Source organism: Myroides sp. N17-2 (assembly GCF_002286775.1).
Taxonomy (GTDB): domain Bacteria; phylum Bacteroidota; class Bacteroidia; order Flavobacteriales; family Flavobacteriaceae; genus Flavobacterium.
Map to the genome: position 1 here is coordinate 1 of NZ_NSGJ01000024.1, position 24,583 is coordinate 24,583.

17 protein-coding genes and 1 rRNA gene are annotated in these 24,583 nt (G+C 34.3%); 10 read left to right on the forward strand and 8 right to left on the reverse strand.

Annotation, left to right across the window (positions count from 1 at the left end):
• The 4 genes from CF599_RS10940 to CF599_RS10955 form a co-directional block, all read right to left on the reverse strand.
• A 16S ribosomal RNA gene (locus CF599_RS10940) occupies positions 1-584 on the reverse strand; the annotation flags it as partial.
• 650 nt (positions 585-1,234) lie between these two features.
• Positions 1,235-2,431 (reverse strand): porin, encoded by a 1,197-nt coding sequence (locus CF599_RS10945; protein ID WP_121966071.1) that lies wholly within the window; start codon positions 2,429-2,431, stop codon positions 1,235-1,237.
• 46 nt (positions 2,432-2,477) lie between these two features.
• Positions 2,478-3,824 carry an anaerobic C4-dicarboxylate transporter family protein gene (locus tag CF599_RS10950; RefSeq protein ID WP_121966072.1) on the reverse strand — a complete coding sequence of 449 codons (1,347 nt, stop codon included), beginning with the start codon at positions 3,822-3,824 and terminating at the stop codon, positions 2,478-2,480.
• Between the two features lie 107 nt (positions 3,825-3,931).
• A complete protein-coding gene (locus CF599_RS10955) occupies positions 3,932-5,002 on the reverse strand; it encodes a type II asparaginase (protein WP_121966073.1) in 1,071 nt (356 codons plus the stop codon).
• A 654-nt stretch (positions 5,003-5,656) separates the two neighbouring features.
• Here CF599_RS10955 and CF599_RS10960 point away from each other — a divergent pair.
• A complete protein-coding gene (locus tag CF599_RS10960; RefSeq protein WP_121966074.1) occupies positions 5,657-7,579 on the forward strand; it encodes a PQQ-binding-like beta-propeller repeat protein in 1,923 nt (640 codons plus the stop codon).
• Between the two features lie 53 nt (positions 7,580-7,632).
• On the opposite strand, the gene CF599_RS10965 is transcribed toward CF599_RS10960, so the two are convergent.
• From CF599_RS10965 to CF599_RS10975, 3 genes are all read right to left on the reverse strand, one after another.
• Complete coding sequence (locus CF599_RS10965; RefSeq protein ID WP_121966075.1) at positions 7,633-8,010, reverse strand: DUF2752 domain-containing protein; 378 nt, start codon at positions 8,008-8,010, stop codon at positions 7,633-7,635.
• Between the two features lie 13 nt (positions 8,011-8,023).
• On the reverse strand, positions 8,024-8,371 hold the full coding sequence (locus CF599_RS10970) for a CD225/dispanin family protein (protein ID WP_121966125.1): 348 nt from the start codon (positions 8,369-8,371) through the stop codon (positions 8,024-8,026).
• Positions 8,372-8,575: 204 nt separating this feature from the next.
• Positions 8,576-9,160, reverse strand: a complete 585-nt coding sequence (locus CF599_RS10975; RefSeq protein ID WP_121966076.1) for a cell wall assembly protein — start codon at positions 9,158-9,160, stop codon at positions 8,576-8,578.
• A 413-nt stretch (positions 9,161-9,573) separates the two neighbouring features.
• Here CF599_RS10975 and CF599_RS10980 point away from each other — a divergent pair, with 413 nt between their 5' ends.
• On the forward strand, positions 9,574-9,984 hold the full coding sequence (locus CF599_RS10980; RefSeq protein ID WP_121966077.1) for an NUDIX domain-containing protein: 411 nt from the start codon (positions 9,574-9,576) through the stop codon (positions 9,982-9,984).
• Positions 9,985-10,586: 602 nt separating this feature from the next.
• Here CF599_RS10980 and CF599_RS10990 read toward each other — a convergent pair.
• Positions 10,587-11,168, reverse strand: coding sequence for an alkylphosphonate utilization protein (locus CF599_RS10990; protein WP_121966078.1), 582 nt, complete (start codon positions 11,166-11,168; stop codon positions 10,587-10,589).
• 324 nt (positions 11,169-11,492) lie between these two features.
• Here CF599_RS10990 and CF599_RS10995 point away from each other — a divergent pair, with 324 nt between their 5' ends.
• The 8 genes from CF599_RS10995 to CF599_RS11035 all read left to right on the forward strand — a co-directional run bounded on the left by CF599_RS10995 (position 11,493) and on the right by CF599_RS11035 (position 24,535).
• The gene (locus CF599_RS10995) at positions 11,493-12,137 is read left to right on the forward strand and encodes a hypothetical protein (RefSeq protein ID WP_121966079.1); all 645 of its coding nucleotides are present in this window, start codon (positions 11,493-11,495) and stop codon (positions 12,135-12,137) included.
• Between the two features lie 44 nt (positions 12,138-12,181).
• Complete coding sequence (locus tag CF599_RS11000; protein WP_121966080.1) at positions 12,182-13,849, forward strand: formate--tetrahydrofolate ligase; 1,668 nt, start codon at positions 12,182-12,184, stop codon at positions 13,847-13,849.
• Positions 13,850-14,209: 360 nt separating this feature from the next.
• Positions 14,210-14,932: an OB-fold-containig protein gene (locus tag CF599_RS11010; protein ID WP_121966081.1), complete on the forward strand. Its 723-nt coding sequence runs from the start codon at positions 14,210-14,212 to the stop codon at positions 14,930-14,932.
• A gap of 39 nt (positions 14,933-14,971) precedes the next feature.
• A complete protein-coding gene (locus CF599_RS11015; protein WP_121966082.1) occupies positions 14,972-17,047 on the forward strand; it encodes a flotillin family protein in 2,076 nt (691 codons plus the stop codon).
• A gap of 173 nt (positions 17,048-17,220) precedes the next feature.
• Positions 17,221-22,062, forward strand: coding sequence for a DNA repair ATPase (locus CF599_RS11020; protein WP_121966083.1), 4,842 nt, complete (start codon positions 17,221-17,223; stop codon positions 22,060-22,062).
• Between the two features lie 96 nt (positions 22,063-22,158).
• Positions 22,159-23,316, forward strand: coding sequence for an MFS transporter (locus CF599_RS11025; protein ID WP_121966084.1), 1,158 nt, complete (start codon positions 22,159-22,161; stop codon positions 23,314-23,316).
• 132 nt (positions 23,317-23,448) lie between these two features.
• The gene (locus tag CF599_RS11030; protein ID WP_121966085.1) at positions 23,449-24,150 is read left to right on the forward strand and encodes a MotA/TolQ/ExbB proton channel family protein; all 702 of its coding nucleotides are present in this window, start codon (positions 23,449-23,451) and stop codon (positions 24,148-24,150) included.
• Positions 24,140-24,535 carry a biopolymer transporter ExbD gene (locus tag CF599_RS11035; RefSeq protein WP_173835546.1) on the forward strand — a complete coding sequence of 132 codons (396 nt, stop codon included), beginning with the start codon at positions 24,140-24,142 and terminating at the stop codon, positions 24,533-24,535. Before CF599_RS11030 ends, CF599_RS11035 begins: the two co-directional genes overlap by 11 nt.
• Positions 24,536-24,583 lie beyond the last annotated feature (48 nt).

Here is a 24,583-nt window from a genome sequence, read left to right on the forward strand (position 1 = left end):
ATCAAACCGCCTACGAACCCTTTAAACCCAATAATTCCGGATAACGCTCGGATCCTCCGTATTACCGCGGCTGCTGGCACGGAGTTAGCCGATCCTTATTCTTACAGTACCGTCAAGTCTCTACACGTAGAGAGGTTTCTTCCTGTACAAAAGCAGTTTACAATCCATAGGACCGTCATCCTGCACGCGGCATGGCTGGTTCAGAGTTGCCTCCATTGACCAATATTCCTCACTGCTGCCTCCCGTAGGAGTCTGGTCCGTGTCTCAGTACCAGTGTGGGGGATCTCCCTCTCAGGACCCCTAATCATCGTCGCCTTGGTATGCCGTTACCATACCAACTAGCTAATGATACGCATGCCCATCTTATACCGATAAATCTTTATTAATTAAATGATGCCATTCAATTAAACCATGGAGCATTAATCCGAATTTCTTCGGGCTATTCCCCTGTATAAGGTAGGTTGCATACGCGTTACTCACCCGTGCGCCGGTCTCTAGAAAGCAAGCTCTCTATACCCCTCGACTTGCATGTGTTAGGCCTGCCGCTAGCGTTCATCCTGAGCCAGGATCAAACTCTTCATCGTATATTTTTAATTTCGTAAATTAAAAACTATAATCCAAATCTTCCGATTTGCCTTACTCTCTTATTTGTATGCTGTCAATCCAATATGTTTATGAACGTTGTCTTCTATTCCTTATCTCACTTGTTTTTCAAAGCGAGTGCAAAAGTAAATAACTTATCTTGATTAGCCAAATTTATTTTGAGAAATTTTACTTTCTCTTTTTTCGCTAACCCTGCGTATTTACTGAAGCGGAGTGCAAAGATACTACCTTATTTTCTACTTATCCAAATTTATTTTTATAAATTTTTAAAAGCTTATTTTTAAGTAATACTTGCTTCACTTTTGTTTATGATCGTCTGCTTTTTGATTCGTTGTTACCGTGGCAACTACTTCTCTAATGCGGATGCAAAAGTAGCATCTTTTCCCTTACTTGCAAACTTTATATTGCCTTTTTTTGAAAGTATTTTCTAACTTACTATTATCAGTAGTTTTAGCTATGAAAATTTTTTTAGTCTTTTTAGTTTTTATCTTGTGGATGTACTTCTGACAGGGGTTTGGGGGTTTTAGTCTATATATAAGTTTGTATTCTTATATATAGAAGAGCACATCCCAATAAAAAAGAGGTACCTATTAAATAAATAGATACCTCTTTATATAAGGAGTGTATATTATTATAAAACTAATAAAGGAGCTACTAATCCTATAGATATACGCCCTGTATTATAATTCTCTAACCCAAATTTATCTTTAGCCAAAGAAGAATAATTATAATACTTACCTATATAAGATACATAGAACCTAACATTAATATCCTTAAATGGGATATACTGTACAGTTGGAATAAATCCATAACTAGTTCTCATACGATCCATACCACTGTTATCGCTTTCTAAATTCTTTCCGTAAGCATTACTAGTCATCAAAGTAAGAGATAGATTAACCTTAGGTGAAACCAAATAGTCAGCTCTAATCCAGTTATCCATATAAGCAACATTCTCGCTTACCATCCCCTTGTTCCCATCATCATCAACAACTATTTTATTATTAACCATACTCGTAATCATCCCTTTTCTATCTAGATCTTCTTTACTATATTGGAAGTCATACATTAAAGTCAACTTATCATCTTGGTATTTATTACCAAGAGATATATAGTTCATTGCTTTATTCTTTGCTTCTTGGAAATAGCTATAACTATAGTTTGTTTCAAACTTACCATCAAAGAAAGTACCTCTCCAGTTCCCCACTAAAGCTAATGGCATCTTTGCTTTCTCTAGATTAGAAATATCATATCCTACATATTGCTCTTCAAATGTCTTTGTACGAGAATTCAATGCTTGAAATCCAAATGAATGACCATTTTTCAATTTATGTGTAATACCTACCCCTGTCAAAAAATTATCTGCATGATTAAGTAGATCATTATACTCTAAGATGTCAATAGGATTCATATCAAACTCGTATCCACCCCAATCAGCACTCATCTTACCCATATCTAATCTAGTATTAGGTGTAAGATAAATACCAATAAATGCCATATCTGTTCCTCTAGTAATATGATCACGACTACCTATCTCAGATTGTTGTGTATATCTATCACGGAATCTAAAATAAACTCTCTCGTGAATCTTACCTTTAATCTCTAAACGAAACTGATTATTATTAAACTCCGAATTAGTGAAAGTTCCATTATCGAAATAATTATCAAATCCAAAACGGGTATTAAAAATAACATCTACATCCTTTAATAAGTTTTGTTTATTAAGAGGGATAATTGGTTTAGATATAGAATCTAAAGTTGTCTGAGGTTCTTGAGCAAAAACTCCGACTTGCGTACATAGCATTAATGCTAAAATAACTCTCTTCATTGCGCTTTTTTATAATTATTTATTTGTCTTTCATTTTATTTAAAACCTATAACAGTACAGCACCAAGTAAAAAACCTGCAGCAACGGCTGTACCTATAGCTACTAATCCCGGAATCATAAAACTGTGGTTTACCACAAACTTTCCTATCTTAGTACTTCCTGTTCTATCAAAGTTGATAGCCGCTAATAATGTTGGATAACCTGGCAACACGAAATCCGAGTTCACAGCAGGGAATATTGCTATCAACGCCGGATGAGGCAACCCTAATGCTATCCCTAACGGCATCATCGTCTTCGTAGTAGCCGCCTGACTAAACATCAAAGCTCCTAGTATAAAAACTGCTATTGCGAAAGTCCAAGGATGAGCAGATACTATCTCAGTCATAAATCCTTTAATCACCACTTCATTATGCCCCATAAATGTTGAACTCATCCACACCACACCAAAAACAGATACAACTGCTGTTGCCATTGATGTAAACAAACTCATTTTAGTAACTTCTATAGCGCTCGTTTTAGTAATAAGCATCATTAATGCAGAAGCCGTAAGAGTAACCATACTAATCACACCTACCATTTGCAATTCTCCATTTGCCTTTAAAACTAAACTTGCTGTACCGGCTTCAAATGTTGGTAACAACTGTGGAAATGCTCCTGCTAATACAATCATCAGTACAGCAATAGAAAAAATCACAACAGAAGTCTTTGCTCCTTTTCGAAGAACTTTCTCTTCACCAATATCTTCTGAATCTAAGCTTCTAGCGAACTCAGGATCTTTCATCTTCTCGATAAATATTGGATCGTCTACTAATTCTTTTCCTTTCTTTAGAACAACTAAACAACCTATAAATATTCCAATAAGACATGCTGGAATACATATTTTCATAATATCAATCAGAGCCCCTGGATAAGCTAAGATAGTCGCCCCGGCAAAAGCAGCAGTTGCTGCACTCATCGGACTACCCGTTATAGCTAAGTGAGAGGCTATAACAGATATACTCAATGGACGCTCAGGTCTAATTCTTTTCTTAGCAGCTACCTCTGAAATAATCGGCAATAACGAATAAAGTAAATGAGCCGTCCCTGCGAACAAACAGAAAAAATAAACTGTAAAAGGGGCTATAAAAACAATATTCGAAGGATTACTACGAATCACTTTTTCGGCTAACTTTACCAAATAGTCTAATCCTCCACAGGCCTGTAGCGTAGCAGCGGTAGAAACTATCGCCATAATAACTAGCATTACGTCTATAGGAGGATCACCTGGTTTCATACCAAAAACGAATACGAAAATACTCAGTCCCAGCATTCCCATAACTCCTAACCCAATCCCTTTCATCTGTGATCCGATAAGAATCATTCCTATCAGGATACTAAATTCAAGTAATAACATAACTAAACTGTATTAGTTGAGATTTTATAAATAACTAAAAAAGGAGCTCAAACTGCAAAAAGTCAGTAGCGCTCCTCTTATATTTAGTTACTACAATCCATATTTACTTAATATTTGAAAAACATATCTTGAATAACACCACTATCTTGTGTCTGTGTTAATGCAAGCATTAGAAGAATTCTCGCTTTTTGCGGATTCAAATCATCAGCTACTACAAAACCTAATGCTTTATCGTCAACTTCATTAAATAAAGTCACTCTACCTGCACCAGCTCTAGCTGCTCTACATACAATAATACCTGACTTAGCAGCATCAGCTAAAGCCTCTCCTACTGGAGCATTAAAGTTTCCATTCCCCATACCTGCATACACGATACCTTTTACTCCTTCTTCTTTAGCTGCTTTAACAGCTCTAGGGCTAGCATCAGCATATCCATAAACGATCTCTACTTGAGGTAATTTAGTTAATCCCTTAACATCAAATTTTTTATCTGGAGATCTTAATGACTTGTAATAATAACTTACTTTACCATCAAAGATTAAACCGATAGGTCCGAAGTTTCTAGATTGGAAAGTAGCCATATTAGTAGTTATCGTTTTAGTAACATCTCTAGCTGCAAATACAGCTTCATTCATAGCTATCACTACTCCTGCTTCCTTACTATTAGGAGATGCAGCTACCATAACAGCATCTAACAAGTTTCTATTACCATCTTGACTCATTGCTGTAGCAGGTCTCATTGCTCCAACTAATACAACAGGTTTTTTTGAGTTAACTGTTAATTCTAAAAAATATGCAGTCTCTTCTTGTGTATCTGTACCATGAGTAATCACAACTCCATCAGCTTCATTCTTCTCAAAAATTTCATTGATACGGTTACTTAATTTTAACCAAGTCTCTACATTCATATCTTGGCTTCCTATCTGTGCAATTTGCTCTCCTTTTATTTTACCAAGCTTATGCATTTCTGGTACAGCATTCAAAAGGTTCTCTATCGGAATTTTACCCGCAGTATATGCTGCCTTAGTAGAAGATTCACCAGAACCGGCTATTGTACCACCTGTAGCTAAAATAATCACACGTGGCTCATCTTTCGAACTATTTGTTGTCCCTTTTGATTGTGCTTGTACCTGGAATCCTAACAATACCACGAATACTAAACTAAATACCTTTTTCATTGTTTGTTGTTTATATTAAATTAAAATTCAATCATTTAAATTAACTAGATAACACATTAATCATACCAAGAAATAAATCTTCTTTTTGCCACTTACTCTTAATTCATAAAAGAAGCATATTTTGTCTAAATACTTCTCTAAACAGAAACTTTAAACAAATCAGTTATAAATTGACTACTTAACTAAATTCTTAAACCTCTGTTAAGAAATAATTTCAATAATCTAGCTTACTCATACCAAAATTCATACAATCAAATGACTCTAAATATGATATTTATCTTGTTTTTTATTTAACCTTTTTTGTAAACTAAGTACATTAAACTGTTTATTAGACAAATCAATCAACCACTCTACAAAGATTATAAAAATACAAAACTGACATAAAAATGCAGTTTTAAATACAATATTTCAGAAGAATATATAAATCTACAATAATAATTAACAATACAAAATAATAACAAACAAATCTATCACATTTACAAAAACACAATAAATACACTTTTATCCCCCCTTCAATTAAAGATATCACAATCCGGAATATTCTAGTTTCTACTAACTAAAAGCTACTACTTCCCTTCGTAATCCAAATCTATTTTTTTTATACAAATCGTAACGCATATCTTTTTTTAAGTTAATTTTGTTAAAAAATATAATATGAAGAAAATACTTTTAAGTGCTTTTGTCTTAGCAACAACTTTGACCTATGCACAACGTCAAGCTGATGTCGTTACCAAATTTGGTAACAATATTGAATCTATCGGTTTAGTACCCGCTACTGGAGATATCATTGTAAAAGACAAAGATGTTATTTCAAGTTACAATCCAACAAAGAACAAAACAACCTGGCAAATTACCAAAAAAGATTATCAAAGTGACTTTAAGTCAACTACCTTAGGTAGTATACTTACATATTTTGAAGAGGTAGCTACAGAAATAGAGGTATTACCTAACTCTCCTTATGCAAGAATAACTTTAGATAACAACGACTTAATTATAAACATCATTGATGGTACTGTTATTTACAACTCTAAAGAAGCAAAGGCTAGAATTATAAAAACAGACTTTATTGTAGAAGACAATGCTATCTTAATGCTAACAGCTAACGAGACTGCTTTTAATTTTATGTACCTTACTCCTATCGATAAAACTGTAAAATGGACAACAGAAGTCGGTACACAAGAGAAAATGTCAGCTTTTAAATCCCTATTCTCTGCTGGTACCGAATCAGAAGATCAAATATTAAAGGTAGAAAATGATCTTTACTTAACTGTCAAAGGTTTCTTGTTTCACTTAAAGACTGATACAGGAGATATCGTATGGAGAACAGATTATAAAATAAACAGTTTCATCTTATCACAAAATTTACAGAACATTATCACTATCACAAATTCATCCTCACTATTAAGTACTAAGACTGCATTAAACATAATCAGTACGAGTACGGGAGAGAAACTATGGAAAAGTGACGTCTCTACTAAATTTTTATCATACTTAGAAGACTGGAATGATCGTATCTTGGTTGCTCATAACTCAGGATTTAACTTCTACTCTTATGCAGACGGAAAGAAGATGTGGAAAAAAGATGCTAAAGGAAAATCTATTAAACGTGTTATCCCGATTGATAACAACTATCTATATATCGCAGACGTAGAGATGAACTTAGTAAATAATGAAGGCAATCTATTATGGAAGAAGTTTGTTGAAATAGCAGACAACTCCGAAGATCAAATATACTTCTTAGATAAAGTAGATAATAATAGAGTACTTTATCTGACCGATACCTATGGAAATATGGTAGACTACACTAGTGGTAAAAAGATATGGAAACGCAATATCAAATTTAATAAGAATAGACCACTAGCAGTAGGAGAAGATACTAAAACAAATGTATTCTTAGCTTATAACAATCGTAAAATATACAAATTTGATCCTAATTCAGCAGATGCACCAGAACCGATAGGAGATAAAATAGATGTACAGAATGATAAAACGATTACTAGTCTAGAAGTAATAGATGGAGTAATCTGTATCGTAGGTCAAAATGACGTTATTGGAGTTGGACAAGATGGTAATGTTATTTATGCAAATACTTATAAAGAACCTGGAGAAGCAGGTAGACGCTTATTAAAATCAGCTGCTATAGCTACTAAAACTTTTGCTAGTATTAGTAATGCAAAGCAAAGTATAACTGCTAACAGCACTTACTCTGTAACATATCGAGACAATAACGGTAAAGTCGTTGAAAGTAAAGATTATATATTCAGTGAGAAAGACAGAGAGAAAGCTAAAAAAACTATGGATGCTCAAAATTCCGTTATAACAGGAATAGACAGTGATATCATGCCTATGGTACAAAAAAGGTACAATGCTTTAAAACAAACTGCTGAATATGCTTATGTATTCGCAAGAGGTACTGATGGAGAGACTACACAGTTAGTAAAAGTTAGAAAGAAAGATGGTAAAGAAGTAGATAAGATATCTATTAGCAATAATAAACCAATCTACGAAATAGACCCTGCCACAGGAAATATCTATTATGTGTACAACAATGAATTAAGAACATTCAATGTAAAGTAATCCATATTTACAAATAAAATAAAGCCCTTAAGTCTAAGACTTAAGGGCTTTGTTTATAATATGTTTCTCAATATAAAGAAAACTAAAATAGCTACTATAAAAAAATAGGCAAACCAATTAGGTAAAGCATACTTTGCTAAGAAACTACTATTTTTTACTATATAAACCTCTACTAATGCTATATACATAAAAGCAAGTAAGGGAAAATATAAAATAATCATCACATTATACTGTAAAGCTTCTAAAATATTACCATGTAATAACGCATGAAGAGCCCGCTGTCCTCCACAGCCTGGACATAACCATCCTGTATCTTTATAGAACGTACAAGACAATCCCTCATTATTACTACTTCCAAAAAAATGGTAGTAATAGTATAAGCCCATTAATGCAATGAGTAGAAATAAAAACCTAAGTACCCATTTCTTCATTAACGAAGTCTATTTATTTTTGAGCAGAATTATATCCTTGCATAAAAGCCTCGTAAATTGCATCAACACCTCCTGTTACTAAAGAATATGCTATGTAAATCCAAGATATTAATATTATCCCAAAAGCTACCAAAGCTAACATTTTAGCGTTTTTAGCAGATTTAACAGCTGCGTCATAATCTCCTGTATTATACTTACTAGTAGATTGACTTGACATTACGATTGCAATAATACCTAAAACAAGTCCAATACACCAAATAGAGCACATCCCTAATACTGTAGCAGTAATAGATAACCCCATATAGTTATTAGGTTTTTCACGCATTTCTTGCGGTTGATTTTCAAATTGATTAAATTCCATAATATTTCTTTTAAGGCGCAAGATAATTATTTTTTTTAACATTACTGTAACAAAATAAGATACAATCCAAAACCTTATTGTAATCAAATAGACTTACACTTACTTATATAATGAATTATCTAATTCATTATCAAAAGCTTTAAAAAACTATAGAACAAAAAAAGAGAGGAACAAGTCCTCTCTTAATATCTATATAAAATAATACTATTTTACAAACTTGCTTACAAATTGTTCTAATGCCTCTCCATATTGATCTTGAGCATCTGCAAGAATATTATCCACCGCTTCTACTGTAAGAATAGGTTTTAACTTAGCCTCTGTACGAAGCCAATCTAAATACTCTTTATTAAACTCTGATGCCTCAAACTCTCCTTCATCTATTAACTCCACTAAATCAGGGAAGTAAAACTCATCCATAAATACCACAGGTTCTACGTCATAAGCAGCTATCTGTAATAATTCCTTCACATTTTTTGAAACGACAAAAGCTCCTCCTTCATCTCCAAAAACTACAACTGGGCAATTACTTAAATCTTTATTTTGTTTATCCTGTACCCAAAAAGCATAAATACTACCAGTACTGTTTGCTTCAGCAAAAGGGATAAATGAATTAACAAACTCTTCTTCTTCCGAAATAGATTCTATAATACCCGGATCTTCATCTATTAAATAAATAGCATTCGAATAATAAGATGGAACTGTCTCAGATACTTGTAGTTCTAACAGACTCTTAATTTCACTAGGTACTTTATTCCCCTTAAATAATGCAGTAAATTCTTCTTTTACCATTGTGATGTCATTTTCGCCTATTATCAGGCTTACGGATTTTAAAAAATTAAACTAATGTAATACTCTATTTCTCTATTTTGAATCACAGTACTACTTTGATACAATAAAGATAAAATATTTTTTTAATGAAAAACATATTTTAAAAACAATCTTATACTTTTTTTAAAGTTTTATATTGCTCTAATACTTAATTCATCTATTTGGCAGTAAAAATAGTAAACTTCATTAAATATAACGCTAATTATTTAAATATAAATAACTCTATATTTCACTTTTATACAAAATACTCATCCTTATAACGAAATTACACAACCAAAATCAGTACTTGAGAAGCTATTCTACTAATTAACACCTCTATAAGTCTAAATGTCTAATCACAAGAATGTATATTTGTCTACCAAAAACACACATTAATGACTAAACCTAATATCCTATATCTAGCTTCTGCCCTAATCACAGATAAAGACAATCGCTTATTAACAGTTCGTAAAACTGCATCTACCTATTATATGATGGCTGGTGGCAAGATAGAAAAGGGAGAATCACCCGAGCAGACATTAATCAGAGAGCTAAATGAAGAATTAAACCTTACTATAACTTCTGAAGACATTATACTATTAGGAACACATAGCACCACAGCCGTCAATGAGCCTGACACAATAGTCACTGCTCACATCTATCATTTAATAGTAAGTAACACAGATCTACAACCTGCAGCTGAAATAGCAGAAGTCAAATGGCTAACAAAAGACACCTATAAAAACACCAAACTGGCGCATCTATTAGAAGAATTTAGCATTCCTAAATGGCTTGATTTGCAATAAAATATATTATTCTAATCAACGAATTTATCCTTACTACACCCTGTTTTAGAATAGCTAAACTATATGTAACTTTATCACCTATTATAAGTATTGTTCTTATATATAGTGAAACACCACATTAGCATACTTTCTACCTAAGATTATACTACTAAATTACTGATCAATATTTAACCCAGAATCCGCATTAGTCAAATACTACAAAGCAATTCTACTTTATAGTTCTTTCATTAGCTCTACAACCATACTATAGTATGCTTTTATCACTAATTCAGATCTATTTTGTATAATTACTTTTCGTTTATTTGTCTATCGCTGATTTTGGGTTTAATTCAATAGCAAATTCACCACCTTTTCTTGCTACTTATCCATAATTCACCAAATATACCATAGTACTAACAGTAGTAGTGGACCTGTTTACACATACATTATTCACGTTAGCAAATTGACAGCATCGTGTATCCATAGTGACTCCATTAAAATAACCTTTTTAATGGAGTCACTATGGACTCATTATGGACTCACTATGGACTCACCCAAACCAAAATACAAATAAAAAACCTCTTAGCTTAACACTAAGAGGTTTATATATCGTTGGTAATTAACTATGCTTGCTTCTTTACAAATTTGGTTAAGATTACGATTTGTTGACCGTCTATCTTTCCTTCTATTTGCTCTGTATTATCGTGTACTAAACGGATATTACGAACCGCAGTACCTATTTTTGCGTTAAGGGTAGATCCTTTTACATCTAGATCCTTGATTAAAGTTACTGTATCACCACCTACTAAGATATTCCCATTACAGTCTTTGTGTAAGTCTACACTTCCATCACCTGTATGGTCTCCTGTAAGCTTAGCGAACTCTAATAATTCATCGTCTAAATACATCATCTCTAAACTATCTGCTGCCCAACTCTCATTGCGGAAACGGTTAAGCATACGCCAAGCTACTACCTGTACAGCTGAGAACTCACTCCACATCGAAGTAGTTAGACATTGCCAATGTGCTGGATCTAACTCTGCTCTCTTCTCGATTTGTTCTAAACAAGTATCACAAATATAAATCTCCTTATCTGCTTCATTAGCCGCTGCTGGTGGTACATCATAAACATTTAAATGCCCTGTTGCCTCACATAATTCGCACTTATTACCACTTCTTTCTTTTAATTGCGCTTCAGTTTTCATTTATAAAATAATCTATTATTATAGTTACAAAGATATATGTTATTATTTAGATATAAAAAATAATAAAACACTTCAGTTATTAAATCAATTTCAACGCATAGCTATCAATTTAATAAATTACTTAATTTTTTAGAAGCAATGTAAAATTAGGTGTTGCAAATTATCTTAAACTTTAAAAGACCTGTTTTTCATTACACATTTCCTTATAATTTATACCACACGGTTTCATATTAGTAATAAGTTCATCAAATAAACAAAATAGATGTCATTTTTATAAAAATCTTATCTTTACTCTTCAATAACCTACTCTTAAAGAATCAACTTATGAAAAACATAATTTTATGTCTATTATTCTCTTTGTTCTTATTTAGTTGCAAAAACAAAGAAGAGCAATCAGATAAGAAACCAATAGAAACATATATTCCTTACGAAATAATTAATTCTGATATTACGGAATATGGAAACAAAATACGTTACAAATTAGATTTAGTTGTATTAGGAGATGAGCAAGCTAGTGAAGAAGAATTGAGACATCTACTTTACTTTTTTTACAACTCATCTATTGAAAACAATAGTGATAATCCAGCTAAAACACCTAATGTTTTTGATATAAAAATATATGAGAGCAAGGAACATCTACAAAGTGGAATGGCTCAATGGATAGGGTGGCTTTCTAAAGCCAAAAACGATACATCGCCAGATATATATATTCACTTACCAAAAATAGTTGCTGAGCAAAACATCGTTACACGCTTAGAAGAAAGTCAAAGGAAAACAATTTGGTATGAATTAATAAACAGTCAAGACAAGGCAATTGAAGAAACTGAAAAGAAAAATCTTTCACTTGACGCCGAAAAAAGATTAATGAAGCAATATAGGGAAAAACTAATCAATCGTTATAAAATTACAGAAGAAGAACTTTCGAAAATAAGTACGGAAGCTGCTGATAAAAACTGGCCTTTCCCATAAAGAAAAAAATCAATCACACATAATAACACAAACTATCCGTATAAATGAAAACAGATATCGAAATCGCTCGCGAAAGTGAGTTGAAAAAAATACAAGATGTAGCACAGTCTATCGGTGTGAATGAAGAGTCTCTAATTCCTTATGGGAAATATATGGCTAAAGTTCCATTAGAAGAGATGCATACAGAGAATATCAACAAGTCTAACCTTATATTAGTTACCTCTATCACGCCTACTAAAGCAGGTATTGGTAAGACTACTGTATCTATAGGACTGGCATTAGGATTAAATAAAATAGGTAAAAAAGCAATCGTAGCACTACGAGAACCATCTTTAGGTCCGTGTTTTGGAATGAAAGGTGGTGCTGCAGGTGGTGGATATGCACAAGTATTACCGATGGAGAATATTAATCTTCACTTCACAGGTGACTTTCACGCCATCACTTCAGCTCATAATACGATCAGTGCCTTATTTGATAACTATATCTATCAGAATAGATCTGCTGAAAACGGAATCAAAGAGGTGCTATGGAAAAGAGTACTTGATGTAAATGATAGAAGTTTAAGATACATCAATACAGGTCTAAGAGGAAGCGCTAATGGGGTACCTCAAGAATCGGGATTTGATATTACTCCTGCGTCAGAGATTATGGCTATCCTATGTCTATCTACAGATATTAACGACTTAAGACGTCGTATTGAAAATATCCTATTAGGATACAGATATGACGGAAGTATGTTTACTGTAAAGGATTTAGGTGTAGCAGGTGCTATCACTGTGTTATTAAAAGATGCACTTAATCCAAATTTAGTACAGACTACGGAGAATACAGCTGCCTTTATACACGGAGGCCCATTCGCTAATATCGCCCACGGCTGTAACTCTGTTATAGCTACTAAGATGGCGATGAGTTATGGGGATTATGTGATTACTGAAGCAGGGTTCGGGGCTGATCTTGGAGCTGAGAAGTTCTTTGATATCAAGTGTCGCAAATCAGGTTTACAACCAAAACTTACTGTAATCGTTGCTACTGCACAAGGTTTAAAAATGCATGGTGGTATAGCTATCGAAGAGATTAAACAGAAGCACGTAGAAGGTATCCGCAAAGGGCTGGAGAACTTAGCGAAGCACGTAGAGAATATCAAATCTTATGGGCAGAGCATAGTAGTTGCTTTTAATAAGTACGCGACTGATGATGCAGAAGAATTACAAATAGTAGAGCAATACTGTAAAGATAATCATATTGGTTTTGCGATAAACAACGCTTTCGCAGAAGGTGGTGAAGGTGCTAAAGCATTAGCTGAAGTAGTGGTCAACACTATTGCCAACAATCCAAGTAAAGCACTTCAATTCCCTTATCAAGACAGTGACACGATAGCAGTGAAGATAGAGCACATCACAAAAAAGATATATGGCACAGCTCACGTAGAATTTGCTCCTATGGCTAAGAAAAAATTAGCACAGCTTAAAAACACGCCTATGGATCACTACCCTGTGTGTATAGCTAAGACACAATATTCCTTCTCATCTGATGCGACAGCTTACGGAGTAGCAAAAGACTTCACTATAACAATCAATGATATCGTTATTAACAGAGGAGCAGAATTTATCGTAGCTATAGCAGGAGACATTATGCGTATGCCTGGGCTTCCAAAAATGCCTCAAGCTACTAAAATAGCTCTAGTAGATGGATTAATAGAAGGACTTAGTTAACAACTAACTTAAACCCAAAATCTACATTAGCCAAATACGACAAAGCAATTCTACTTCATAGCTCTTTCATTAGCTCTAAAACCATACTATAGTATGCTTGTATCGCCTAATTCAGACCTATCTTGTATAATTACTTTTCGTTTATATGTCTATCGCGGATTTTGGGTTAAATATACAGTTTAAAGCGAAACAGCAATGTTTCGCTTTTTTTGTTAATACGCGTATCCAAAAGAGATAAAATTACACGAACACACTATAATCCATAACTTTTATACATAACAATAAATTATTTTAAACTATCTTTGGTTAGATAATTTATCTGAATTTTATATTAAATAACACTATACGTTAAGACAAATAATGACAGAAATTATTCATCATTTATTTAATCCCTTGCCTAACGCTATAATGAGTGTTCTTATGGGGATAAGCTTCGTTTATTGGATAATGTCAGCTGTATTAGGAGGTTTTGATGGTTTTGATATTGACATGGATGTCAATCCTGAGATAGATATCGATGTAGACATTGACGCTGATGTAGACACAGATTTTGATTTACAACAGAATCACATAGATGTCATTCACGATAAGGAAGTAGATGTAGCTGATCACATAGATATAAGACAACCTAGCTTCTTTATGCAGATACTTGAGTTTATGAATGTCGGTAAGATTCCCTTTATGATAATCCTTACCATTTTTAAGTTCTTTACTTGGGCAGGTACTCTATTAACGACAACAATACCTAAGGTAGTCAATATGGGCTTTTGGTCTGTAGTCATTCTTATTCCTCTTTCATTCTTAGCGATCATACTTACACATTATGCTACACTACCGCTAGTGAAGTTCCTAAAAAACACAGGATATCACGGCGAGCTTGCTATTGATTTTATAGGGAGAGAAGGAATAATGTTATCAAGTATTGCTGAGAGTAAACACGGTAATATGGAGATTGTAGTCGATCAAGATCCAATAAAAATATTAGTTACAAGTCTAGACGGTAGTCAAATAAAATATGGAGACAGAGTCATTATCACAAAAAAATCAGATACAGACAATGTATTCCAAGTAAGAAAAACATAATAACACAATATCATTATTAACTATAAACATTAAAAAGCGATGGGAGAGTTTGGTTTTGGAACCTTAATAGCTATTATTATTGGTGCACTTTTTCTATTAGTATTATTATTTTTTGCAATTCTTGCATCATTCTATAAGAAAATACCACAGGGTAAAACAATCGTTAGAACAGGGGTTGGGGGAACAAAAGTTGCTTTTAATAAAGGGATTTATGTAGTACCTGTATTTCATAAAATGGAGATTATGGATATCTCTGTAAAAAAACTACAAATCGATAGAATGCAGAATGAAGGTCTTATCTGTAAAGATAATATCCGTGCAGATATAAAAGTAGCTTTCTTTATCCGAGTAAATAAATCTATGGAGGATGTGATCAACGTAGCTCAAACATTAGGATGTGAGCGTGCAAGTGATGTAGAAACGTTGCGTAACATATTCGAAGCAAAGTTCTCAGAAGCTTTAAAAACAGTAGGTAAGAAATTTGAGTTTATCGAATTATATGAGGCTCGTAGAGAGTTTAGAGAAGAGATTCTTAATATCATTGGCAAGGATTTAAATGGATATATCCTTGATGACTGTGCTATTGACTACTTAGAACAAACTAATATTTCGTTCTTAGACCCTCAAAATATTTTAGATTCTGAAGGTATTAAGAAGATTACAGAGCTTACAGCATTACAAAACATCAATGCTAACCTTATCCGTAGAGATGAGCAAAAAGTGATTAAGAAGCAAGACGTAGAAGCACGTGAGGCTATCTTAGAACTTGAAAGACAGTTATCTGAGAAAGAAGAAAAACAACGTAGAGAAGTAGATAATATTCGCTCTCGTGAAGAAGCTGAAATTCAAAAAGTACGCGAAGAGGAACGTCTTAAATCAGAGAGTGTACGCATCGCTACTGAAGAAAGCTTAGCTATATTAGAAGAGAATAAACTTCGTCAAGTAATCATCGCTGCTAAAAATAAGGAGCGTACTGATGCTGTAGAGACAGAAAGAGTAGAAAAAGACAGAGCTTTAGAACAGACTGAGAGAGAGCGTATCGTAACGTTAGCTCAGATCAATAAAGAAAGAGCTGTAGAGGAAGAGAGAAAAACGATACAAGATGTTATCCGCGAAAGAGTACAACTAGAAAAAGGTGTGGTAGAGGAACAACAAGGTATAAAAGATATAGAGGCATTCCGTGCTGTAGATAGAGAGAAACAAGTAGGTATCACACAAGCAAGCAGAATAGCAGAAGAGAACTTAATCAGAACTGTAAAAGATGCTGAAGCGAAAAAAGCTGCTCAAGAGCAAATCTCTCAACAAATGCTGATAGAAGCTGAAGCAGAGAAAGAAGCATCTATTAAACAAGCAGAGGCTCGTAAGATTCTTGCAGATGCGAAAGCTCGTGAGGATGCGACTATCGGTCTTGCAGAAGCTGAAGTAATCAAAGCAAAAGCAGAAGCTATCGAGCAACAAAGTATCGTAGATGCGGCTAAAATACAACGTATCGCTACTGCTGAAGCTGTTGGTATCGAGGCAAAAGCTGAAGCAAAGAGAAAAGAAGGATTAGCGGAAGCAGAAGTTATCAAAGAAAAAGCGATAGCAGATGCTCAAGGATTAAAAGAAAAAGCAAATGCTATGAAGCAAATGGATGGTGTAGGTAAAGAACACGAAGAGTTCAAACTACAACTTCAGAAAGAAAAAGAAGTTGAACTTGCTGCTATTAATATCCAAAAAGATATTGCTAAGTCACAAGCTGATGTACTGTCTTCTGCGCTTCAAACAGCTAAGATTGATATCGTAGGTGGAGAAACAATGTTCTTCGAGAATATAATTAACCAAGTAAGTCGTGCGAAAGGATTTGACCAATTAATTGACAAGAGTCAGAATGCTCAAGATATTAAAATGGCTCTATTAGGTGATGGATCTTCTATTAGTCAAGGGGAGTTATTTAACAATATTAAATACTACGCTGAACAATTTAATATCACAACTGAAGATTTAAAGAATCTTAGTATCGCTTCATTAGTTTTCAAAATGCAACAAAACGCTACTGAAGATAATATGGGACTACTTGGCACTATTGCTAATGCAGTACAGACATTAGGCATAGGTAACAAGAAATTATCATAAATAATATAGGTCACTCTTCTCATAGGAGAAGAGTGACTTTATCTAATACCTTAAATAGGCAAAAGAAGGATTTATTCAGTAAATCACAATTGCAGTTTGAGGTAATATACTTATCCCATTTTTAATTTACCTGCGTATTAGATGTTATTTCTAATACAAAGTATCCTTTATATATGGCTGAATTAGAAAACCAACATATAGAATCACTTGATTCTAATACTTATGAGATAATACAGAGAAGGCTTCAGGCACAAAAAGGAGATTTAATCACACGATTAAATGCACTTAATGATAACCGTAAAGAGGTATTTACTTCTGTAGATCTAAAGCTTATCGCTAATCAACGTATTACGACAGAGAACAACTGTACTGCTAGAGGTATTATCGCCTTTGACAACATTTGTATCTTCGCGTATAACGTACACTTTGGGCTTAAAACAGACATTCAACTAAGTGATGTATTTAGTATCTATCGCTTCGAAGACAATCAATTCTTACCGCACTCTTTAGACTTTATCAATGATGCTAACTTCGTTGATGATTATAAAAACCTATATAAATACTACAGAGACTCTATCTTCAGCAGATTTAAGAAGACAGAGAATTACCTTTATATGGTGTTCCAAACAAGTAAGAATGCTGATAGTTTAAAGGCTTTTAAATGGCTGATTAAAGATGGACAATTAATCTATCAAGATGACAGAAGCATTCACGAGGTAGTTAAAAGTCCTCAGTTTGAATTTAATTGGATTAAGACTAATCTTGAGAACAGACGCCTAGGGGTACACCCACATATCTCTATACAAGATAAAGTATTTATAGAAGCTGTCGGAGGAGATATTACTTTTAAAATAGAAGATAATACAGATAAAGGACAAGGAATTTACTCTGAGCCTGTACTAAATATAGATCAGCAATTAGATGATGCGGACTATTTTTATGCAGATTTAGGTAACTTCATCGCGATACGTATCAAACCGTATCAAGAAGACTTCCGTGCTTTTATCTTTAACAATAGAACCAAACAGGTTATCAATGTACCTGCTCTAAATGAGACAGGAATACTGCTACCTGATGGGCAAGGTATCATCTTCTCTAATGGATATTACTTGCAGAATGGAGACTATAAGATATTTGATAACAGTGTCAAGAATCTTGAGTTCGTTAGAATGATTCCATCTCATAATGGAGAAGACTTCTTATACCTATTCTATCAAGCAGAGAATAATATCTACACACTGATGTCATATAACATCATTAAACAGTCTGTCGAAACACCTATCATATGTAGTGGTTTCACCTTGTTTAACGATGGTAAACTGATTTACTTCCGCTCAGAGAATGAAGCAGTCAGACATCATGTAGTACAAATATGGGAAACTCCATATACGGCTACTTTAGTTGAGAATAAAGAGCAAAAAGAGAATCACCTATACAAAATAGGGAATAAAGACATCGTGAAAGCGATGGCTGAATGTCAAGAAATCATCCACCTCATCGATAAAGAAGATTCATATGAGGGATTATATGGTGACATCGCTAAAAAAGCGAATGACATTATAGATGCTTATTTCTGGATTAAAACCAAAGAAACTAAGAACTTAAACGAACCACTTGATCAGATTAGAAATATCGCTAATACTGCAATAGATGAGTTTGAAAAAGTACAGGAGCAACGCAAAAGGGCCTCTAGCCTACTTACTGAATTACAGGAAAAGGTAGACAAGCAACTCTTTAATGTAAAGAATGCTAAGAGTGATACACTTGAGGGATTAGTACATTTATTAGCTGAGAACAGAAAGCTATTAGGTGAGGTCATCAGTGCACGTCAAACAAAATATGTAGACTTAACGATCTTAGATAAATACCAAGAGCAGTTAGGCAAAACCAATGAATCTCTATCTGCTAAGACAATAGCCTTCTTACTACAAGAGCAGGCCTTAGTCCCATATGAACAAAAAGTAGTTGATCAGAAAGCTAAAGTAGGCGAAGTAACCAAGGTTATAGATGCTAATGTTATAGATGAGAACTGTAAGGCTATCTCAGGAGAGTTAGAATTGCTAATTGATATCTTAAACAGTTTAAAGATAGAGGACACTACTCAAGCGACAAAGATTATAGAGAAGATCTCTGTCATCTTTGCATCACTTAATGAGGTGCGTTCACAGCTAAAGAGAAAGATAGACTCACTGCGTACCAATGAATCTATCGCAGAGTTTCACGCGCAATTGACCTTACTTGATCAGAGTATTATCAACTTCTTAGAGCTGTCTAACTCACCTGAGAAGTGTGATGAGTATCACTCTAAGGTAAGTGTACAGGTAGAAGAACTTGAGAGTAAGTTTGCAGACTTTGATGATTTCATCTTAAAGATTGCAGATAAACGCGAGGAAGTCTCTAAGGCTTTTGATACTCGTAAGACACAGTTAGTCGAACAGATCAACAGACGTACAAGTTCATTAGAACAGATCGGTCTTCGTATCTTAAAGAACATAGAAAACAAATCAGCTTCTTTTAAATCAAAAGAAGAGATACTAGCGTTCTTCTCTACTGACTTGATGGTTGATAAAGTACGTCAGTTAGTTATAGAGTTGAAAGATTTAGGCGATGTATCTAAGTCAGAGAACTTAGAGAACAGTGTAAAAACAAGTCAAGAAGATGCACTGCGTACCCTTAGAGATAAGCAAGATTTATTCGCTGATGGAGAGAATATCATTAGCTTAGGTACACATAAATTCTTAGTCAATAAACAACCATTAGACTTAACGATCGTTAGACGTAATGATATTCTATATTATCACTTGACAGGTACGAGTTTCTCCTACCCTATTACTGATGATAAAATATACTCGTATAGAGCAATATGGAATCAAGATATCATCTCTGAAAACAATCAAGTCTATAGAGCTGAATACTTAGCGTATCAAATCTACAAGGAGCTTCAAAAAGATCCTGCATTAGATATAGCTGAGGCAATTAAATACAGAACAGAACAGAACTACTCAGAGGGATACCTTAAAGGAGTACACGACTTCGATGGGCAAGAAATTACTCAAGCTCTATTAAAATTAAAAGTAGACTTAGGCATTCTTACCTATGCTCCTGCAATACGTGTATCTGCACAGATATTCTGGTATAAATTAGAGACTGAGCTTAGAGAGTCTATCCTGAAAAGTATTAATAGTGCAAGTGCTGTACAGAAAGTATTCCCTAATAGCGCAAACTATCAGTACATCCTAAATCAGTTAGAAGAACTATACGCGCAGTGGGAATCTCCTATGCGTACAATGGCTTATAAGAAAGACATCGCGAAGTATTTATTCGATGAGTTTGCTGGTGGAGTATTCTTTACTAAAGCAGGACAGGCTTCTCAATTAAAGAAACAGTTCGTTACTTTCTTGCAACAAAAGAATGCCAATGTAACCTTTGAGAATGATATAAACGATGCTAATTTAAGTACACTTGATGCATTCTATTTGATTCAAAACTGGTTATATTCCTACCTTGACAATGAACCTAAGGTAGCCGAATACAAGAAGTACATCGATGAGACTTGTTGTTTGTTGTTATTTGAGAAACAGTATAACTATACTTTAAAAGAAAGTAATGACAGCATCGTCTTAAAGAACCTAAAAGGTAACCACGCTCTAATCATCAATGATATCTATACTTTAGATTATCACGAGTATATGCGTAAGTTGGATATATTTGAGACAGAGAGTGTACCGATGTTCACTGACTTTATCGCTACTAAGGATATGCTACTTAGTGAATATAAGAAATCACTAAAAGTAAATGAGTTAAAACCACGTGTACTAACTTCATTTGTACGTAATAAGCTGATTAATGAGGTGTACTTCCCCTTAATCGGCAACAACTTAGCGAAGCAGATCGGTGTACATGGAGATAGTAAGCGTACTGCCCGTATGGGAATGCTATTATTAGTATCTCCTCCTGGATACGGTAAGACTACTCTAATGGAGTACTTAGCCAATGCATTAGGTCTTCACTTTGTGAAGATTAACGGACCGACTATCGGACACTCGATAACTTCTATTGACCCAACAGAAGCGAAGACTTCGGGGGCTAGAGAAGAGCTGAAGAAAATCAACTTGTCATTTGAGATGGCAGATAACGTGATGCTTTACTTAGACGATATACAGCACTGTAGCTCTGAATTCTTACAGAAGTTTATTTCGCTTGCTGATGGACAGCGTAAGATGGATGGTATCTTCGAAGGAGAAAGTAAAACGTATGATTTAAGAGGTAAGCGATTCTGTATTATTATGGCAGGTAACCCTTATACAGAGTCAGGAGAGAAGTTTCAGATACCTGATATGTTAGCTAACCGTGCTGACACCTATAACTTAGGAGATGTAATCGGTAGTACAGAACATTTATTTAAATTGAGTTTATTAGAGAATGCTATAGCAGAGAACACTTACTTACAGAAGTTGAGTAGTAACTCTCTTGATGATTTCTATAAGTTAATCAATCACATTGAGACTAAGTCAGAAGAGTCACTACACTTAGAAGGCAACTTCAGTGGACAAGAGATAGAAGAGTTCACTGCTGTGTTGAAAAAAGCCATAAGTGTAAGGGATATCGTGTTAAAGGTAAACCAACAGTATATCTTAAGTGCAAGTATGGACAATGCGTATAGAGTCGAACCTGCCTTTAAATTACAAGGTTCGTACCGTGATATGAATAAGATGATGAGTCGCATAGTCCCGTTGATGAACGACAGCGAGATAGACGAGTTAATCTTAACGCACTATGAGAACGAGTCACAGACTTTAACTTCTGATACAGAAGCAAACTTGCTGAAGTTAAAAGAGCTTGCAAATAGGTTATCTGATACAGAGCGTAAACGTTGGGAAGCTATTAAAGATATCTTCCTTAAACAAAACAAGCTAGGAATGGCTGGCAAGGACAATCAAACGGCTCAAGTGCTAAGTCAACTGATGGACTTCAACCACAACTTAGAAAGCATTGCTAAGGCAATAAAGAAATAAATAATACCTCAACGGTCTGTAGCGAATACAGACCGTTTTTTTTATTAATATCTTTGTACCTTATTAAACAATACACCATACAATCAATAAAACCTTATGCCAAAACACTTAGCCCGTATAGCAGTCACTGTATTATTCTTTATCTTCGGAGGTATATCAGCTTCTTGGGCATCTCGTATTCCTACTATTAAAGAAGCTTTTGGAGTGAATGACTCTGCGTGGGGCTTCGTATTATTATATATTTCTATAGGTACATTAATCACGCTTCCGATAGCGGGTAAGATTATCGAGTTATTAGGAAGTAAGAAAGCAACACTTTTCTTCTTGCTAACTTACTTAGTACTATTAGTCGGTATTGGTTATTGGGATGTATTGTGGCAACTAAAAGTCAACTTAGTTTTATTCGGAGCAATCAGTAATATCACTAATATTTCTATCAATACACAGGCTATTAAAGTCTCAAAACTATACAAAGGGCAAATCATTGGTTCACTACACGGTACTTGGAGTATAGGAGGTTTTGCTGCTTCTTGGTTAGGTGCTGAAATGATTAGTAGCTATGTTCCTCCTTTAGAACACTTCATTTATTACTCTGCTGTAGGAATAGTAGTCTCACTTTTGTTGTTTAAATATCTTATTCCTGAAACAACAGAAGTACAAAGCACAAGCCCTATAAAAGAAGAAAAGAAAGGCTTTCAATTACCTGATAAGAACTTAACAATGCTTGGGTTATTAGCCTTCTTTGCGATGGTAGCAGAAGGAACAATGACAGATTGGTCTAGTGAGTATATGAAGCATATCACGCATGCACCTGTACACCTTATCGGATATGGGCTGACAGCTTATATGTTTGCGATGGCAAGTGGTCGTTTTATATCTGACTTTACGGTTAGAAGATTTGGAGAACAGAAGACACTACTTATATGTGGCATCCTACTCTTTATAGGTTTAGGATCCTCAGTAATGTTCCCTGGCGTGTATTCTACTATTATAGCCTTTATGGTGGTAGGTTTAGGAGTATCAGCTGTCGTGCCGATGTGTTATAACCTTGCAGGACATAATAAATCTATGCCACCTCAGCAAGCGTTAACATTAGTCACTAGTATTGGTTTTCTTGGTTTTTTCTTAGGCCCTCCTATCATAGGTTTTATCGCACAACAATATTCATTGAAGACTGCCTTTGCCATTATTGCTTTATTTGGGTTGGCTATTTCTATTCTTAGTAGATTCATTAGTATAGATCAGAAAGACTAATAAGTGGGCTAAGAGATATTCTTTTCGCAATAGACTGTTATACTTTGTATAAATTTAAGCATAGAATAAAAACATTCTTACAGTAAGTTAATTTTATCTCTATATTTGATGCGATTATAAAACGTACAAATAATGTTTACATTCTTACAAGTCCCTGTTAACGCTGTTACAGAAGCAGCAACTAATCTTGCTGAAACTACTACTCAACAATCTGAAATATCAGCTTTAGACTTTGTCTTAAAAGGAGGGGTATTTATGATTCCTATTGTCCTATTACTATTATATACAATCTATGTATCTATAGAGCGCTATTTATATATCTCTAAAGAGACTAAGTCAAATAAGAACTTAATGGGTAACGTCGTTGCTCTATTACAAACAGGACAACTTGACTCTGTAAAAATGACGCTTGACAACGAAGACAGTGCATTATCACGTGTGATTAAAGAAGGTACCTTGTCTATCGGAAGACCTATCTCTGAGATAGAGTCTAATATGGAACGCGTAGCGACTATTGAGATTGGTACGATGGAGAAAAAGTTAAGCCACTTAGGTCTTATCGCAGGTATAGCACCTACTTTAGGTTTCGTAGGAACTATCTTAGGAGTTATCAAGATCTTCTATAATATCTCTATCTCTGAAGACATCAGTATCGCTAATATCTCTGGAGGTCTATATGAAAAGATGATTAGTAGTGGTTCTGGTCTTGTCGTGGGGATTATAGCGTATGCTATCTATCACCTTCTAAACTCATCTATTGACAATTATTTATTAAAGACTCAGAAGGCTATTCTTGAATTTATAAATGCAATACAACGACCAAATGGCAATTAAAAGAAACAAACGATTCCAAGCAGAAGTAGCGACTTCTTCACTTAGTGATATTATGTTCTTCTTACTGCTGTTCTTTTTGATTATTTCTACTTTAGCTAATCCTAATGTTATTAAGATGATGTTACCGAAGGCTGCAAATAACGAGAAGACGACAACACAACATATCAGTATCTCTGTCACAGAAGATAAGCGTTACTTCATCAATAAAAAAGAAGTAGCCCTATCAGAACTAGAAGGAGAGTTATTAGCACAGATGGGAACGCACACTGACCAAGCTGTAGTCGTAAGAATACCTTTTGACTCACAGATACAAGAGTTAGTAGATGTACTCCAAATAGGAGTTAAGAACAACCTTAAATTTGTTATCGCAACACAAGCGAAATAATAATACGCAAAAAGGGATGAACATCAGTTCATCCCTTTTTTTATCTCA

Coding starts and splice junctions, on each gene's coding strand:
- CF599_RS10945 (WP_121966071.1), bottom strand. CDS start 2,431: ATGAAGAGAGTTATTTTAGCATTAATGCTATGTACGCAAGTCGGAGTT.
- CF599_RS10950 (WP_121966072.1), bottom strand. CDS start 3,824: ATGTTATTACTTGAATTTAGTATCCTGATAGGAATGATTCTTATCGGA.
- CF599_RS10955 (WP_121966073.1), bottom strand. CDS start 5,002: ATGAAAAAGGTATTTAGTTTAGTATTCGTGGTATTGTTAGGATTCCAG.
- CF599_RS10960 (WP_121966074.1), top strand. CDS start 5,657: ATGAAGAAAATACTTTTAAGTGCTTTTGTCTTAGCAACAACTTTGACC.
- CF599_RS10965 (WP_121966075.1), bottom strand. CDS start 8,010: ATGAAGAAATGGGTACTTAGGTTTTTATTTCTACTCATTGCATTAATG.
- CF599_RS10970 (WP_121966125.1), bottom strand. CDS start 8,371: ATGGAATTTAATCAATTTGAAAATCAACCGCAAGAAATGCGTGAAAAA.
- CF599_RS10975 (WP_121966076.1), bottom strand. CDS start 9,160: ATGGTAAAAGAAGAATTTACTGCATTATTTAAGGGGAATAAAGTACCT.
- CF599_RS10980 (WP_121966077.1), top strand. CDS start 9,574: ATGACTAAACCTAATATCCTATATCTAGCTTCTGCCCTAATCACAGAT.
- CF599_RS10990 (WP_121966078.1), bottom strand. CDS start 11,168: ATGAAAACTGAAGCGCAATTAAAAGAAAGAAGTGGTAATAAGTGCGAA.
- CF599_RS10995 (WP_121966079.1), top strand. CDS start 11,493: ATGAAAAACATAATTTTATGTCTATTATTCTCTTTGTTCTTATTTAGT.
- CF599_RS11000 (WP_121966080.1), top strand. CDS start 12,182: ATGAAAACAGATATCGAAATCGCTCGCGAAAGTGAGTTGAAAAAAATA.
- CF599_RS11010 (WP_121966081.1), top strand. CDS start 14,210: ATGACAGAAATTATTCATCATTTATTTAATCCCTTGCCTAACGCTATA.
- CF599_RS11015 (WP_121966082.1), top strand. CDS start 14,972: ATGGGAGAGTTTGGTTTTGGAACCTTAATAGCTATTATTATTGGTGCA.
- CF599_RS11020 (WP_121966083.1), top strand. CDS start 17,221: ATGGCTGAATTAGAAAACCAACATATAGAATCACTTGATTCTAATACT.
- CF599_RS11025 (WP_121966084.1), top strand. CDS start 22,159: ATGCCAAAACACTTAGCCCGTATAGCAGTCACTGTATTATTCTTTATC.
- CF599_RS11030 (WP_121966085.1), top strand. CDS start 23,449: ATGTTTACATTCTTACAAGTCCCTGTTAACGCTGTTACAGAAGCAGCA.
- CF599_RS11035 (WP_173835546.1), top strand. CDS start 24,140: ATGGCAATTAAAAGAAACAAACGATTCCAAGCAGAAGTAGCGACTTCT.